This is a genomic window from Streptomyces sp. NPDC015131 (genome assembly GCF_043079975.1).
Lineage (GTDB): Bacteria > Actinomycetota > Actinomycetes > Streptomycetales > Streptomycetaceae > Streptomyces.
The window spans coordinates 25,802-41,044 of sequence record NZ_JBIBVB010000009.1 but is presented as its reverse complement, the minus strand read 5'-3'; the positions used below and the strand labels follow the sequence as shown (position 1 = coordinate 41,044).

At 73.7% G+C, this 15,243-nt stretch carries 11 protein-coding genes and 1 pseudogene; 3 read left to right on the top strand and 9 right to left on the bottom strand.

What is annotated here, in order from left to right; all coding sequences use genetic code 11:
• Positions 1 to 96 precede the first annotated feature (96 nt).
• The 9 genes and pseudogenes from ACF08D_RS30005 to eccE all read right to left on the bottom strand — a co-directional run bounded on the left by ACF08D_RS30005 (position 97) and on the right by eccE (position 11,688).
• On the bottom strand, positions 97 to 1,065 hold the full coding sequence (locus ACF08D_RS30005) for an ABC transporter ATP-binding protein (protein ID WP_392227170.1): 969 nt from the start codon (positions 1,063 to 1,065) through the stop codon (positions 97 to 99).
• Positions 1,062 to 2,030 carry an ABC transporter ATP-binding protein gene (locus ACF08D_RS30000; RefSeq protein WP_392227168.1) on the bottom strand — a complete coding sequence of 323 codons (969 nt, stop codon included), beginning with the start codon at positions 2,028 to 2,030 and terminating at the stop codon, positions 1,062 to 1,064. Before ACF08D_RS30000 ends, ACF08D_RS30005 begins: the two co-directional genes overlap by 4 nt.
• Entirely contained in the window at positions 2,027 to 2,911 is an 885-nt protein-coding gene (locus ACF08D_RS29995; protein ID WP_392227166.1) for an ABC transporter permease, read from the bottom strand. The genes ACF08D_RS30000 and ACF08D_RS29995 overlap by 4 nt, the downstream gene beginning before the upstream one ends.
• Positions 2,908 to 3,949 (bottom strand): annotated as a pseudogene (locus tag ACF08D_RS29990) (ABC transporter permease). The gene ACF08D_RS29995 and the pseudogene ACF08D_RS29990 overlap by 4 nt, the downstream one beginning before the upstream one ends.
• Before the next feature lie 5 nt (positions 3,950 to 3,954).
• Positions 3,955 to 5,778 (bottom strand): ABC transporter substrate-binding protein, encoded by a 1,824-nt coding sequence (locus ACF08D_RS29985; protein ID WP_392227164.1) that lies wholly within the window; start codon positions 5,776 to 5,778, stop codon positions 3,955 to 3,957.
• A 169-nt stretch (positions 5,779 to 5,947) separates the two neighbouring features.
• Positions 5,948 to 8,815 carry an SCO5717 family growth-regulating ATPase gene (locus ACF08D_RS29980; protein ID WP_392227162.1) on the bottom strand — a complete coding sequence of 956 codons (2,868 nt, stop codon included), beginning with the start codon at positions 8,813 to 8,815 and terminating at the stop codon, positions 5,948 to 5,950.
• Positions 8,816 to 9,148: 333 nt separating this feature from the next.
• The gene (locus ACF08D_RS29975; protein WP_392227160.1) at positions 9,149 to 9,382 is read right to left on the bottom strand and encodes a DUF397 domain-containing protein; all 234 of its coding nucleotides are present in this window, start codon (positions 9,380 to 9,382) and stop codon (positions 9,149 to 9,151) included.
• 210 nt (positions 9,383 to 9,592) lie between these two features.
• Entirely contained in the window at positions 9,593 to 10,318 is a 726-nt protein-coding gene (locus ACF08D_RS29970) for a hypothetical protein (protein WP_392227159.1), read from the bottom strand.
• Positions 10,318 to 11,688, bottom strand: coding sequence for a type VII secretion protein EccE (gene eccE, locus ACF08D_RS29965; protein ID WP_392227157.1), 1,371 nt, complete (start codon positions 11,686 to 11,688; stop codon positions 10,318 to 10,320). Before eccE ends, ACF08D_RS29970 begins: the two co-directional genes overlap by 1 nt.
• 181 nt (positions 11,689 to 11,869) lie before the next feature.
• Here eccE and eccB point away from each other — a divergent pair, with 181 nt between their 5' ends.
• The 3 genes from eccB (at position 11,870) to ACF08D_RS29950 (ending at position 15,237) form a co-directional block, all read left to right on the top strand.
• Entirely contained in the window at positions 11,870 to 13,396 is a 1,527-nt protein-coding gene (eccB, locus tag ACF08D_RS29960) for a type VII secretion protein EccB (RefSeq protein WP_392227155.1), read from the top strand.
• A gap of 19 nt (positions 13,397 to 13,415) precedes the next feature.
• Positions 13,416 to 14,672 carry a type VII secretion-associated serine protease mycosin gene (gene mycP / locus ACF08D_RS29955; RefSeq protein WP_392227153.1) on the top strand — a complete coding sequence of 419 codons (1,257 nt, stop codon included), beginning with the start codon at positions 13,416 to 13,418 and terminating at the stop codon, positions 14,670 to 14,672.
• Between the two features lie 121 nt (positions 14,673 to 14,793).
• Positions 14,794 to 15,237 carry a hypothetical protein gene (locus ACF08D_RS29950; RefSeq protein WP_392227151.1) on the top strand — a complete coding sequence of 148 codons (444 nt, stop codon included), beginning with the start codon at positions 14,794 to 14,796 and terminating at the stop codon, positions 15,235 to 15,237.
• Positions 15,238 to 15,243: the final 6 nt, after the last annotated feature.

Here is a 15,243-nt window from a genome sequence, read left to right as displayed (position 1 = left end):
CACCCCGGCCGTACGCCGGCTGCGGGACGGTGGGGGGAGGGGCACGGCCCCACCCCGGCGCGTCGCCGAGTGCGGGACGGTGGGGTGGCGCCCCCGTCAGGGGGTGGGGTGGACGTGGCAGGCCGCGCCTCGGCCGTGGCCCGGGAGGACCGGGACCTCCCGCGTACGGCAGGACTCCGCGAGGCCCACCCGGTCCGCCTCGCCCGACGCGAGGACCTGGCACCGCGCGTGGAAGCGGCACCCCGCCGGGACGCGGGACGGGTCCGGGGGCTCGCCCGTGAGGACCACCGGGGGCGTGCCGGACTCGGGGAGCACCGACAGCAGCGCCCGGGTGTACGGGTGCCGCGGCGCCGACAGGACCTCCTCGACCGTGCCGGTCTCGACGATCCGCCCCAGGTACATCACCGCCACCCGGTCGGCGATGTTCCACGCCAGGCCCAGGTCGTGCGTCACGACCAGCGCGGACAGGCCCAGTTCGTCGCGCAGGCGCAGCAGCAGGGCGAGGATCTCGCCCCGTACGGACGCGTCGAGCGAGGCGACCGGTTCGTCGGCGACGAGCAGTTCGGGTTCGAGGACCAGCGCCCCGGCGATGACGACGCGCTGGCGCTGGCCGCCGGACAGTTCGTGCGGGTAGCGCAGGAAGAAGCGCTCCGGGGGCCGCAGCCCCGCGCGGGCGAGGGCGGACGCCACGGTGGCGCGCTCGTCGCCGGGGTGGCCGTGGATCCGCAGGCCCTCGGCGACCGCGTCGTACACGGTGTGCCGGGGGTTGAGCGAGCCGCTGGGGTCCTGGAGCACCAGCTGCACCCGCCGCCGGTGGGCCTTGAGGTCGCGCGAGGCGTACGACAGGGGCGCGCCGGCGAAGGTGACGGTGCCGGACGTGGGGCGGACCAGGCCCAGCAGCGACCGGGCCAGGGTGGTCTTGCCGCAGCCGGACTCGCCGACCAGCGCGACGATCTCGCCGGCGCCGATGTCCAGGTCGACGCCGTCCACGGCGCGTGCGGGCGGCGCGCCGCGCCGGGAGGGGAAGGCGATGTGCAGGCCGGTGGCGGTGAGCAGGGGGTTCACGCGGGGCTCCCGGGCGTGAGGACGCAGGCGGCGCGGTGCCCGGGGGCCGCCCGGAGCAGGGGCGGGTCCTCGGTGGCGCAGGTGTCGAGGGCGACCGGGCAGCGGGGGTGGAAGGTGCAGCCGGAGGGCAGCGCGGCGGGGTCGGGCGGGTCGCCGGGCAGGCCGCGCGGGGCGCGCCGGGACGCCGGGTCGCCGACGCGGGGGAAGGCGGCGGACAGGGCGCGGCCGTAGGGGTGCCGGGCCGCGTCGTACACCGCGCGTGCCGGGCCGTCCTCGACGACCCGCCCGGCGTACATCACGGCGAGCCGGTCGCAGGTGTCGGCGAGGACGGCGAGGTCGTGGCTGATCAGCAGCAGGCCGATCCCCTGGTCGCTCACCAGCCGTTCGATGAGCCGGAGGATCTGCGCCTGGATCATCACGTCGAGCGCGGTCGTCGGCTCGTCCGCCACGATCAGCCGGGGTTCGCAGGCCAGCGCCATGGCGATCATCACGCGCTGGCGCTGGCCGCCGGACAGCTCGTGGGGGTGGGCGCGGGCGCGGGAGGCGGGCAGGCCGACCTGTTCCAGCAGGGCGCCCACCCGTTTGCGGGCCGCGGCGGGCGTCAGGTGGTGGTGGACGAGGAGGGGCTCGGCGATCTGGTCGCCCACCCGGTGGACCGCGTTGAGCGCGTGCATGGCGCCCTGGAAGACGATGGAGGCGCCCGCCCACCGCACCGCCCGCAGCCGCCCCCACTTCATGGTGAGGACGTCCTCGCCGTCCAGCAGGATCTCGCCGGTGAGCCGCGCGGAGGCGGGCAGCAGCCGCAGCAGGGCCAGCGCCAGGGTCGACTTGCCGCACCCGGACTCGCCCGCGACGCCCAGCTTGCGGCCGGGGTCCAGGGTGAGGTCGACGCCGCGGACGGCGGGGACGGCCCCGGGGCCCGAGCCGTAGGTGACGTACAGGTCCTTGACGGTGAGGAGGCTCAACGTCCCGCTCCCAGCCTCGGGTTGAGCACGGACTCGATCGCCCGCCCGCACAGGGTGAAGGCGAGCGCGACGACCGCGATGGCGATGCCCGGCGGCGCCAGGTACCACCAGTGGCCGGACGAGACGGCGCCGGCCTCGCGGGCGTCCTGGAGCATGCCGCCCCAGGAGACGACCGTCGGGTCGCCGAGGCCCAGGAAGGCCAGCGTGGCCTCGGTGAGGATCGCGCTGGAGATGCACAGGGTGGTCTGCGACAGCACCAGCGGCATCACATTGGGCAGGACGTGCCTGCTCATGATGTGCCCGTGGCCGCCGCCGAGCGCCCTGGCGCGCTCGATGTACGGGCGGGACTCCACCGCGATGGTCTGGGCGCGGACGAGCCGGGCCGTGGTGGGCCAGCTGGTGATGCCGATGGCCAGGACCACCGTCCACATGCTCCGCGACAGCACCGTGGCCAGCACGATCGCCAGCACGAGGGCGGGCATCACCAGGAACCAGTCGGTGACGCGCATGACGACGGTGGAGAACCAGCCTCCGTAGTGGCCGGCCAGGATGCCGATGAGGGTGCCGATGGCCACGGACAGCGCGGCGGCCAGCAGCCCCACGGCGAGGGACACCCGGGCGCCCCAGACGAGCAGCCCGAGCAGGGACCGGCCGAACTGGTCGGTGCCCAGCGGGAAGCGGGCGCTCGGCGGCTCCAGCGACGTGCCGGGCGCCTGGGTGACGCTCTGCACGTTCCCGCCGGTGAGCAGGGGCGCGGCGAGTGCGAGCAGCGCGATGAGGACGAGTGCGCCGAGCCCGTACAGCCCCGCGCGCCGACGGCGGTACTGGCTCCAGAAGCGGGCCGCCGACGCCCGCCGCCGGGACCAGGAGAGTGAGGTCATCGGCCCACCCGGGGGTCGAGGAACGGGTAGAGGAGGTCGGCGAGCAGGTTCGTCAGGATCATCGCGCCCGCGAAGACCACGAACAGGCCCTGCACGAGCGGGAGATCGGGCACGGACAGCGCCTGGTAGAACAGCCCGCCGAGCCCCGGCCAGGAGAACACCGTCTCGACCAGGATCGAACCGGCCGCCACATGGCCCAGGTTTATGAAGATCATCGTGACGGTGGGCAGGAGCGCGTTGGGCACGGCGTGCCGGCGGCGCACGGCGTCGTCGCGCAGGCCCTTGGCGCGGGCGGTCGTCAGGTAGTCGTTGCCCATCTCGTCGAGCAGCGAGGCACGCATCACCAGCAGCGTCTGCGCGTACCCGACCGCGACGAGGGTGAGGACGGGCAGCACCATGTGGTGCGCCACGTCGAGGACGTACGCGATCCCCGTCTCGTTCCCGGACTCCATGCCGCCCGTGGGGAACAGGCCCGGGACGGGGCCGATGCCCACCGAGAAGACGATGATGAGCAGCAGCCCCAGCCAGAACGACGGGACCGACCAGAGGGTCAGCGCCACTCCGGTGCAGCCGGTCGGCGGGGCCGCCGTGGCGCCAGGCGGAGCGGGTGCCGAGCCACAGGCCGAGCGCGGAGTAGAGGACGACGGCCACGCCGGTGAGGAGCAGGGTGGCGGGGAGCTTCTGGGCGATCAGCTCACCGACCGGCGCCCGGAACTGGTACGACGTCCCCAGGTCGCCCGTCAGCGCCTTGGCGCAGTAGTCGGTGAACTGCTGCCACAACGGCTGGTCGAGCCCGAACTGCCGTCGCAGGGTCGCCATTTGCTCGGCGGACGTCGGTACGCCGTGGGTCATGGCCCTGACCGGGTCGCCCGGGACGATGCGGAAGAGGAAGAAACTGGTGACGAGCACGGCGAAGAGGGAGACGACGGCGCCGCCGAGCTTGCCCGCGAGGTAGCGCGGGTAGGCGCTCGTCGTCCCCTTCGTGCGCCGCGCCGTCCGCGGCGGTCCGGTCGCGCCGGTGGTGGTGGCTGTGGTCACGGGGCCTACTCGCGGTCGTCGGCGGTGGAGCGGCGGCGTACGGCGGTGAGGGCGCCCACGGCGACGAGGACGACCGCGGCGGCGCCGATCCCGATCCACATGCCGGTGGGTGCGCCGGAGTCGTCGCCCGCGCCGCGGGTGGCCGGCTCGGCGGACCACCAGCTCCAGTAGCCGTCCTGTCCGTAGATGTTGCCGCCGTCCGCGGGCATGGTGGTGATGGACGCGATGTGGTCGGTGCGGTACGCCTCCACGGCGTTGGGGTACGCCATGACGTTCATGTACCCGGTGTCGTACAGCCGCGACTGCAACTGCCGTACCAAATCGGCGCGTTCGGCCGGGTCGTACTCGACGGCCTGCCGGGCGTACAGCTCGTCGTACCGCTTGTCGCAGATGAAGTTGTCGGTCGCCCCGGTGTCCTTGGGGGTGGCGGGCAGCGCGCCGCAGGTGTGGATGGAGAGGACGAAGTCGGGGTCGGGGTTGACCGACCAGCCGTCGAAGGCGAGATCGTAGTCGCCCTTGAGCCAGGGGTCGGAGACGTTGTCGAGGCAGTCGACCTTCAGCCCGATGCCCAGGTCGCCCCACCATTCCTGGAGGTACTTGCCGACCGCCTTGTCGTGCGGGTCGGTGGCGTGGCACAGGATGCGGAAGTCCAGCGGCCTGCCGTCCTTGCCGACCCGTTTGCCGGCGCTGTTCTCGCGGTAGCCGGCGCTGTCGAGGAGCCGCGCGGCCCTGGCGGGATCGTGGTCGATCCGCTGGCCGGCCGCCGGCTTCCAGAAGTACCGGTCGAAGCGGGGCGGGATGTAGCCCTCGCCCTCCACGGCATGGCCCTGGAACACCTTCTCGACGATCGTCTTCCGGTCGACCGCGTGGAACAGGGCCTTGCGGACGGCGGGGTCGAGCAGCGCCGGGTGGCCGCTGCCGAACGTCCGCCCGTCCTTGGAGCGGGCCCCGGGGTTGGTGGCGAGGGCGAAGAAACGGCGGCCGGGGGCGTCGTTCACCTTGATGTCCTCGGCGGACTTCAGGGACGCGGCCTGGGCCGGGGTCAGGTTCGACACGAAGGAGACCTCGCCCTTGCGGAGGGCGGCGACCGCCGCGTCACCGTCCTTGTAGTAGCGCAGCACCAGCTCGTCGAACTTGGGCGCGCCGCGCCAGAAGTCCTTGTTGGGCTTGAGCCTGACGTACTGGTCGACCTTGTAGTCGGTGATGATGAAGGGGCCGTTGCCGACGATCGGGAACTGCTTGTCGTTGTTGAAGGCCGAGAAGTCCCCGACCTTCTCCCATATGTGCTTGGGCACGATCGGCACGTCGAGGGCGGTCATCGTCGCCTGGGGCTTCTTCAGCCTGATGACGAGCGTCCGCGGGTCGGGGGCGGTGACCTTGGCGAAGTTGGCGGTGAAGCTGCCGTTGGCGGTGGCCGCCTTCTCGTCGGTCATCATCGTGTTGAACGTCCACGCGGCGTCCTCGGCGGTGGCCTTCTTCCCGTCGGACCAGGTGGAGTCGTCGCGGATCGTGTACGTCCACGTGAGCTTGTCGGCGGACGGCTTCCAGGCGGTGGCGAGGCCGGGGATGGTGCGGGCGTCCTTGGCGTCGTAGTTGGTCAGATACTCGTAGGTGAGCCGGTGGATGCTGGTGGAGACCAGCCGCTGGGCGAGGAACGGGCTCAGGGAGTCCACGCTCTGCGCCACGGCGACGGTGAGGACGGTCCTGTCGCCCCGGTCGTCCGCCTCCTCCGCCGCGGCGCGGGCCGGGGCTCCGAGGGCGAGTGGGGTGAGGGCGACGGCTGAGGCGAGAAGCGCGCGGAGGGTGCGGTGTGGAGCCGTGATGACCATGAGGTGACCTCGCGTCGATCTAGGGCGCCGGCTGGTGAAGCGAAGGTCTATCAGCGGTGGTGAAGCCCCGTCAACGATGCGTCAACCCTCTTCTGTACTGCGGGAATACGGCGGAGGGCCCGCACCGTGGTGACGGTGCGGGCCCTCATTGGTCCAGTCCTCTGTCGCCCTACTGCTGAGGGGCCGGCGGTGCCTGCGGAGGTTGCTGCTGGGGCTGCTGCTGCGGCCAGCCGGGGTACTGCTGCGGAGGCTGGGGAAGCTGCTGATCCGGCTGAGCGTGAGGGTGCGGCTGGGGCTGGTGGGGCTGCTGGTGAGCCTGGGGCTGGTGGGGCTGGTGGGGTGCCTGCGGGTGGTGGGGCTGGGCGTCCTGCTGGGGCGGCTGGTGTTCCCCGGGCTGGGCGTACGGCTGCTGCGGCCAGCCCTGCTGGGGGTACGGCTGCCCCGGTGCCGGCTGCTGCGGCGGGTACGGCCCGCCGGGCGCGGGCTGCTGACCGCCGTACGGCTGGCCCGGATACGGCTGGCCGGGCACCGGCTGCCCCGGAACGTGCTGGCCGGGCACCTGCTGGCCGGGCACCGGCGGCGCCATCTGCGGCGGCATCGAGCCGTGGCCGTCCCCGGTCCACAGCCCCTGCGCCTGCTGCGCCCGCGCGAAGTCCTCGGCCACCATCGCGGAAAGGTTGAAGTACGCCTCCCTCGTCTTCGGCCGCATCATGTCCAGGTCCACCTCGGCGCCCGCGGCCAGGTGCTCGTCGAACGGCACCACGACCACCCCGCGGCAGCGCGTCTCGAAGTGCTGCACGATGTCGTCGACCTTGATCATCTTCCCGGTCTCGCGGACCCCGGAGATCACCGTGATCGAGCGCTGCACCAGGTCGGCGTACCCGTGCGCGGACAGCCAGTCCAGCGTCGTACTGGCGCTGCTCGCGCCGTCCACGGACGGGGTCGAGATGATGATGAGCTGGTCGGCGAGGTCCAGCACCCCGCGCATCGCGCTGTAGAGCAGACCGGTGCCGGAGTCGGTCAGGATGACCGGGTACTGCTTGCCCAGCACGTCGATCGCGCGCCGGTAGTCCTCGTCGTTGAAGGTCGTCGAGACCGCCGGGTCCACGTCGTTGGCGATGATCTCCAGACCGGAGGGCGCCTGCGAGGTGAAGCGGCGGATGTCCATGTATGAGTTGAGGTACGGGATCGCCTGGACGAGGTCGCGGATGGTGGCGCCGGTCTCGCGGCGCACCCGGCGGCCGAGGGTGCCGGCGTCCGGGTTGGCGTCGATCGCGAGGATCTTGTCCTGGCGCTCGGTCGCCAGGGTCGCGCCCAGGGCGGTGGTCGTCGTGGTCTTGCCGACACCGCCCTTGAGGGAGATGACCGCGATCCGGTAGCACGACAGCACCGGCGTACGGATCAGCTCCAGCTTCCGCTGCCGCTCGGCCTCCTCCTTCTTGCCGCCGAGCTTGAAGCGGGCGGCGGCGGACGGATTCCGGCTGGACTTGGCCTTCTGCTTGTTGTTGCGCAGCAGGCGGTCGGAGGACAGCTCGACGGCCGCCGTGTAACCGAGCGGCGCGCCGGGCACCGAGCGCTCGCGCTGGTCGTGCTGGACGGAGGTCGGCCAGGCGGCCCCGGTACGGGGGTCGACGGGCGGCTGCTGCGGCGCGGCGGGCCCCGGGAAGCCGTACCCGCCCTGCGGCTCCTGCGGCGGCAGCGCCGCACCGGGCGCCGGCTGCCCGGGGTGGGGGAACCCGTAGCCGCCCTGGGGCTGGGCCGGGGGCTGCTGCGGGAAGCCGTACCCGCCCTGCGGCTGCGCGGGAGCCTGCGGCGGCAGCGGCGCCTGGGCGGCGTGCGGGACCGGCTGCCCGGCCTGCGGGGCGTACGGGGGCTGCGGGGCGGCCGGCTGCTCGGGCTGCGGGGCCGGCTGCTGGGCGTGCGGGGGCTGCGGGGCCTGCGGGGCCTGCTGTGCGGGCCACTGGGGCGCACCGGCGGGCGCGGCCGGCTGGAACGCGGGCGGCAGCGGCGGCAGTCCGGCCCCGCCCTGCTGCCCCGGCACGGGCGGCTGGGCGGGTGCCCACGGCTGAGCGGGCGGCTGCGCGGGGGCGTTCGGCTGCGCGGGCGTCTGCGGCTGCGCGGGCGGGGCGGCGTCCTGCGGAGCGTCCTGCGGTACGGCGCCCTGCGGGGCGGGCGCGGCCACCGCGTCGGGGGTGCCGGCCTCGGGCGCCTCGGGCCCGGGCTCGGCCGCACCGGTCGCGGTGCCGGTCTCGGGCCCGGTCCCGGCGGCCTGCTCCTGGGGGGCTTCCGCCCCGGCCGAGGCCGCCTCGCGCTCCGCGATCTCGGCCATCTCGCGCTTCAGCGCGGCGGGGGAGAACCGCATGGTGGCGCCGCTCTCCACGTCGCCGCCCCCGAACGCCCGCGGAGCCTCGTCCTCCGGAGCGGACGCGGCGGACTCGGGTGCGGCGGGCCCGGGGTGCTCGGCGGCGGCCACGGGAGCCGCCGGCTCGGGCTCGGCCGCCGGCGCGGGGGCCGGCGGCTCCGGCGCCACGGCGGCGGGCTCGGGCGCGGGACCCTCCGCCGCCCCCGGGGCCGGCGCGACAGGCACGGGCGGCACCCCCGGCGCACCAGGTGCCCCCGGCGCACCAGAGGCATCCGGCGCACCAGAGGCATCCGGCGTACCAGGCGCCCCAGCAGCACCCGGCGTACCAGAGGCATCCGGCGCACCAGGCACCCCCGGCGTACCGGGGCCACCCGGCGTACCCGGAGCGGCCGGGGTCCAGTCCGGCTCGGGCTCACCGTTTCGCGGCGCGGGCGGGCCGGGCACGGCCACCGGCGCCGCCCCGCTCGGCGGCGGGGGAAGCGTGGGCGCGGGCGCGGCGGGGGCGGGAGGCGCCGCCGGCGTACCGCCACCCGAGCTGTCGCCCGCGTTCTGCGTGTACCAGGCCGGCGGGGTGTAGTCGATGGTGAACTCACCCGTCATCTCGGCGGGATCCGCGTCGGACTCCTCGACGGGAATGTTCCAGCTCCCGTGGATGTCGTCCCGATCGCCGTTCACTTTGCCTCCTGGTGTGGTCGAGCACCCTTGTGCCGTCGTGGGTGGGGGCCACCGTTGTTCCGATCGGCCCGGCTCTCCCCCGGGGACGTAACGGCATCACCGCCATCCCGTGCCGCGCCCTCACCCACCCTAATCGCCAACACCACCCGCCCGGCAGGCCCGCCCGCGGTCGCCCCGCTCCCGGCCCGCCGGTGGTGCCCCGAGGTGACCCGGGCGCGGCGGAGCGTGAGGAGCGAAGGCGTGGCAAATCACCGCAAGGACGGGGGATCCGGGCGCCGGGGCCGTCCGGAGGGGCTTGCCAACGATCGGGTCTCGGCCCCGTCCGGCCGGGCGTCAGCGCAGATCGAACTCCCCGTCACGTGCGCCCAGCACGAAGGCGCGCCACTCGGCCTCCGTGTAGCGCAGGACGGTCTCGCGGTCCAGCGACGACCGCATGGCGACGGCGCCGCCCGGCAGGTGGGCGATCTCGACGCGCTCCTCGTCCGGGCTCGTACCCGGGGCGCCCTGCCATTCGACGCCGGAGATGTCGAGTGCGTACAGCGCGTCCTTCTCCTCTGCGCTCCCCATCACGGTTCCCTTCGCTCACGGCCGGCTGGACGGACGGGCGTGGACAAACGCCCTGTGGCGGCGCGTAGTTGCCCAAGGCCCCAGCGTCACCGTAGGCATCCTAGGCCAGCTCAGGGCAGGGGGAGGGAGCGCTTCCGTGAATCGGTGCGGCCCCCGGGCGCGGGCCCGGCCGGGCATCACCCGGGGGAGCGAGGGGCGGCGCGCCGGCGCTCAGTCCATCCGGCGGGGCATCCCCAGCAGGCCGGACTCGGCGTCGGTGGCGCTGGTCATCACCCAGTGCCGCTCCCGCCCCGCGCACCACAGTGTCACGCCGTCCGCCAGGGTCGGCAGCGCGTCCGTCTCGGTCGGGTGGAGGCCGAGTATGCGGCCGATCTGCTGGGCCTCCTGCGGCGAGACGCGCTGGACGCCCACCAGGGTCGCCATCCGCATCAGCCGGGGTGCCACCGGGCTCAGGTAGGGGAGCAGGGTGAGGACGGACTGCCACGGCGACGACACCACGCGTCCGCGCGGCGGGCGCATGCCGCAGTCCCGTACCACCACGACCGGACTGCCCACCGTCGCGCCCAGGGGCGGGACGCGGCCCACGTCGTGGAGGGTGACGCAGGCGAGCCCGGCGCCCGCCGACTGGGACAGGGTGGTCCACTCCTGCGGGCGGCCGGTCTCCACCGCCACCCGGGCCCCGGTGCCGGCGGCGCGCAGGGCCAGCACCTGTGCCGTCCACAGGCCGCCGATGAGGAGGACGTCGTACGGCGTCGAGCGGTGGAAGCCCACCAGTTGGGGGCGGCCCTCGGCGTCGTCGCCGATGACCACGCCGTCGTCCCCGACGGGCAGGGAGAGGGCACCCAGGTGGTCGGTGAGCGCGCTGTGCCCCGTGTGGCCGGGGCCGAAGAGGCCGCGCAGGCCGCGCGGGCGGTGTGCGGAAGGGGTACGGGCCATCAGCGGGCACCTCCGAGCGGCAGCGTCGCCAGCACGCCGGGCAGCTGTTCGCGGTCGAGGCGCTGGAGGCCGACCTTCGCCGAGCGGGCGGCCTGCTCCAACGCCCGCCGTACGCCGACGAGTTCGGTGTCCGAGCCGCCGGTGATGCGGACGTGGCCGAGGATGTTCGTCGCTCCCTGCCGCGCCCCCCGCCGGAGCGTCAGGCTGACGGTGGTCGCGTACGCGGGGACCGAGGTGAGCAGCGAGACCAGCTGCGGCAGCGGTGTGGCGCCCCGCCCCAGCTCGGGCCAGCGGCCGACGGCGTACGTGGTGTGCCAGCGGTCGTCGCACCGCCAGACCCGGGACGTCTCGGCGGTACGGCGCTGCTGCGCCGCGCCGGGCTGCGTCGCCCTGGCCGCGAGCCGGGGGTTGGCGCACGCGGCGGTCGCCACGGTGGAGTTGAGCTCCTCCTGGTCCAGCACCACGGCCTGGAAGCCGGCGCCGGTCATCCGGCTGGCGACATGGTCGGCGATCCGCACCAGGCAGCGCTGCGCGCCCTCCACGCCGCCGCCGCGCGCCTCGACGGCCTCCGGGCACAGCTCCGGGTCCAGCTTCAGGGCCACCCAGGTCATGCGCAGCGCGGGCGCCCCGGTCCGCTCGTGCAGCGGTGCGTAGGACAGCCGCGCCACGGCCTGCTGGGGCAGGTGGGGCGCCGGCGCGGGGCGTACCTGCTGCACCAGCTGCGCCGACTCCAGGACGATGTCGTCGACCCGGAGGGCGTCGCCCACCAGGGACAGGGGCAGCGCGCGGGCGCCGGAGGCGGGGCGCAGGCCGGTGCCCTGGGTCTCGATGCGTACGACGGCGGTGAGGAAGGTGCCGTCGCCGACCATGCCGACGGTACGGCGGTTCCGGTCGACGTACGGGTACGGGCGGAAGCCCGGCACGCTCTCCGTCACGCCGGCCAGCGAGGGGTCGGCGTCGGCGGAGGGCGCGACGGCGTGGCGCTTGCGGGCGCGCAGAGCGCGGGCGGTGGCGAGCCAGTCCTGAAGGGCCTGGCCCCGGCGGCGGATCACGGCGAGCAGCACCAGGAGGCAGGCGACGGCGCAGGTCGGGACGAGCCAGAGGCCGCCGAGGGCGACACCGGTCGCGGCCAGCGCGAGCGCGGCCTCCACCAGCACCAACTGCCGCAGCTGGAACGGGCCGACGCGCCCGGCGCGGCCCAGGGGCCGGAGGGTGGTCGTCGCGGGGACCCCCGGGGCGGCGGTGGCCGGCCGGGTGTCGCGCCCGCCGTCACCGCTGTTCCGGCGGCGGGCGTTACTCCGTTGCCGTCGGGAACTGTCGGGGGCTCGTTCGGATGTCCGCCCACTCCGCGCGCGCGTCGCCGTACCCATCGCCGCGTTGCCCCCTCGTGTCCTGATTCGCCGCATCCGCATGGGCGTTGACCGGGCGATCACCCTACCTGAGCGGGGAGACACCGGAGTCGGCAGGCATAGTAGTGCCCGGCGCGACAGCAGAGGCGCTCTGTGCGTGTGGGAACCTGGTCGCCCAGAGGGGAATAGGGGCAGCGGACAAATGGCATCACGACGGGACGAACTCAACGCCTATACCTTCGCAAAGCGGAGGCTTGTTGCGCAGTTCGTGCAGCCGAACACCACGGGCTCCGAGGAGGGCGCCCCCCGCCCCCTGCGCGCGGTGGTGCCGGGAGCCATCGTGGGCGCGGTGGTCCTCGCGGTGTTCGCGGCCTGGGGCATGTTCAAGCCGGTGGCGCCCAAGAAGTGGGACACCCCGGGCGAGAACGTCATCATCGCCAGCAAGTCCACCACCCGTTATGTCGTGCTGAAGACCGGTGACAAGGTCCAGCTGCACCCGGTCCTCAACATGTCCTCCGCGAAACTCCTCCTGAACCCCGACAAGGGCAAGGTCATCAACGTCGACGAGTCGGTGCTCGACAGCGGGAAGATCCCGCACGGCGCCACCCTCGGCATCCCCTACGCCCCCGACCGGCTGCCCGACGGCAAGGAGGCCGGCGCGGCCAAGCGCTGGGCGGTGTGCGAGCGGCCCGGAGAGGGCGGCCGGGCCATCCAGAAGGCCGCGTTCGTCTTCGCCGACCGCGAGAAGGACCGCACCGAGGGCGACAACCGCCTGCGCGGCGGCGAACTCCTCTACGTGGAGGGCCCCGACAGCACCCGCTACATCGTGGACGCCGGCGGCACGGCGTACCCGGTGGACAAGGACGAACTGCTGCTGCGCCAGCTCGTCGGACAGGGCCGCGCCCCCCAGCGGGTGTCCGAGCCCTGGCTGGCCACCCTCCACCGAGGCGACACCATCGCCTTCCCCGCCCTCCCCGACACCGCGGGCGAACCCGCCGGCGTACCCGGCATGCTCGACCCCGAGCACAACAAGGTGGGCATGATCCTCACCGCCACCGACGGGACGAAGCAGCAGCAGTACGTCGTCCTGAAGGGACGCGTGGCGCCCGTCTCCGACTTCACGGCCAAACTCCTGCTCAACAGCCGCGAGCTGATCGAACTCGGCCAGGCCGGCCGGGCCACGTCCGTCAGCGCCGGGACCTTCGAACCGGGCGAGGCGTTCGGCAAGGACAAGAAGTGGCCGCGGTACGCGCCCAAGCCCGTCAACGAGGCCGGCGTCGCCGACGGCAGCCGCAACACCGTCTGCAACGTCCTGCGGAAGGTGGACGGCGACACCGGGGCCACCACGCTCAGCACCTGGGCGGGCAGCGACTTCCCGGCGACCCTCGCCACCGGCTCCAGCAGCGCCTACGTCACCCCCGGATCCGGCCAGCTGTTCCGTCAGTTCAAGGGCTCCACCACCGGATCGGGCTTCCTCTTCCTCGTCACCGACACCGGACTGCGCTACGCCATGCAGTCCAACGGCGACAGCGCCACCGACGACGCCGGCATCGGGTCGTCCGGCTCCAAGGAGGAGAAGCAGGCCCGGCAGCAGGAGGCGCAGCAGGCCCAGAACCGGCTCGGCTACAAGGACGTCGACCCCGTGCCCGTACCCGCTGCCTGGTCGACGCTGCTGCCGACCGGCCCCCGGCTGTCCACCGGTGCGGCACGCCAGCCGCAGGGCTCCTGAGGGCCGGGGGAGTACGCCGATGACCTCCACCCTCCGGCGCCTCGCGACGGGCGCCGCCGCCACCGCGGTCGCCCTCGCCGCCCTGCCCGCGAGCCCCGCCGCCGCGGACGACACGCAGTGCACCTTCCCCGGCAAGCCGTACGAGGGCCGCCCCTGGTCCCTCCAGCGGGTCCTGCTCGACGAACTGTGGAAGCAGTCCACGGGAAAGGGGGTACGGGTCGCCGTCGTCGACACCGGCGTCGACATCAAGAACCCCCAGCTCACCAAGGCCGTCGACACCAAGAGCGGGATCAACCTGATCCCCAGGGGCATCAAGGACGACAACGGCGACCCCATCGAGCGCGGCAAGGAGGACGGCACCACCGACACCGTCGGCCACGGCACCAAGGTCGCCGGCATCATCGCCGCCCGCCCGGCCAAGGGCACCGGTTTCGTCGGCCTCGCCCCCGACGCCACGATCATCCCCGTCCAGCAGAACGACGCCGAGGGCCACGGCACCGCCGAGACCCTGGCCGCCGCCATCCGGCACGCCATCGACGAGAAGGCCCACGTCATCAACATCTCGCAGGACACGGCCAAGGCGGTGAAACCCACGCCCCTCCTGGAGGAGGCGGTCCAGGACGCCCTGGAGGCGAACATCGTGGTCGTCGCCTCGGCGGGCAACGACGGCATGGGCGGCAACGTCAAGAAGACCTACCCCGCCTCGTACGAGGGCGTCCTCGCCGTGGCCTCCTCCGACCGCAACAACGAGCGCGCCGCCTTCTCCCAGTCGGGCGACTTCGTGGGCGTCGCCGCCCCGGGCGTCGACATGGTCTCCACCGTGCCCGGGGGCGGCCACTGCGCCGACAACGGCACCAGCTTCTCCGCCCCGTACGTGGCCGGGCTCGCGGCGCTCGTCAGGAGCAAGCACCCCGACTGGACCGGCAGGCAGATCGTCGCCCAGATCCAGCAGACCGCCGAGCGGTCCGTCGCCGGCCACGACCGCCTGGTCGGCTGGGGCGTCGTCGACCCGGTCCGCGCACTCACCGAGGACGACAAGCCCATCGAGGCCCCGGTCGCCCACGAGGGCGTCACGCGCGCGGAGGCCCCCACCCCGGCCGAACTGCACCTCGGCGAGACCCCCGACCAGCGGAACGCCCGCCTCGCGACGTACGCCGTCATCGGCGGCGGCGTCCTGGTCGCGGCCCTCACCGGCGCGGCGGTCGCCCTCCGCGACTCCCGCCGCCGCGCCCGCCGCGTTGCGCGGTTGCACCCGCACGGAAGGGAAGTCGCGTGACGCGTAAGGCGCTTGGGACTGTCAGAGCCAGTGACTAGAGTGACCACGACACTGTGTGTCAGCTGAAGCAAACGGGGAGGACTGAGCATCGTGCTCGGAACAGTGGTTGACGGGGGCGGGCATGGCGGGTGACCTCGAGCGCGGAGTGGGGGCGCTCACGACGTTTCAGAGCCGTGTCGACACTCTCCTGAAGGAACTCGAAGGGGGCGCCGCCGGCAGCTCCCAAGTCGCTCTGGAGCGGGTGACCCGCGATGCTCTTGGAACGGGCCTCAAGTTTCTCGAGGCAGACGGCTTTTTTGCCCAATACAGCCGCGTCCATGCGGCTCTCGTTCAGCTCTCCAAGTCCCTGGGCGAGCAGCTCGAGCTGCTGCGCATCGCTGTGCATGCGGCGGACGTCGGTTACGACAACGTGGATGAAGAGGCCCGGCGTCGCTTCTACGAGCTGCGGACTCGCCTGGACAAGGAGCACGACGCGGCGGAACGGTCGCGGGAGAAGTCAGCGGGAGACAAGGGCGCCAAGCAGGAGCGCCACGACGCCGCTAGCGGCACGACGGGCTTGGGGTGATCACTG

Coding starts and splice junctions, on each gene's coding strand:
- ACF08D_RS29995 (WP_392227166.1), bottom strand. CDS start 2,911: ATGACCTCACTCTCCTGGTCCCGGCGGCGGGCGTCGGCGGCCCGCTTC.
- ACF08D_RS29985 (WP_392227164.1), bottom strand. CDS start 5,778: ATGGTCATCACGGCTCCACACCGCACCCTCCGCGCGCTTCTCGCCTCA.
- ACF08D_RS29975 (WP_392227160.1), bottom strand. CDS start 9,382: ATGGGGAGCGCAGAGGAGAAGGACGCGCTGTACGCACTCGACATCTCC.
- ACF08D_RS29970 (WP_392227159.1), bottom strand. CDS start 10,318: ATGGCCCGTACCCCTTCCGCACACCGCCCGCGCGGCCTGCGCGGCCTC.
- eccE (WP_392227157.1), bottom strand. CDS start 11,688: ATGGGTACGGCGACGCGCGCGCGGAGTGGGCGGACATCCGAACGAGCC.
- eccB (WP_392227155.1), top strand. CDS start 11,870: ATGGCATCACGACGGGACGAACTCAACGCCTATACCTTCGCAAAGCGG.
- mycP (WP_392227153.1), top strand. CDS start 13,416: ATGACCTCCACCCTCCGGCGCCTCGCGACGGGCGCCGCCGCCACCGCG.
- ACF08D_RS29950 (WP_392227151.1), top strand. CDS start 14,794: ATGGCGGGTGACCTCGAGCGCGGAGTGGGGGCGCTCACGACGTTTCAG.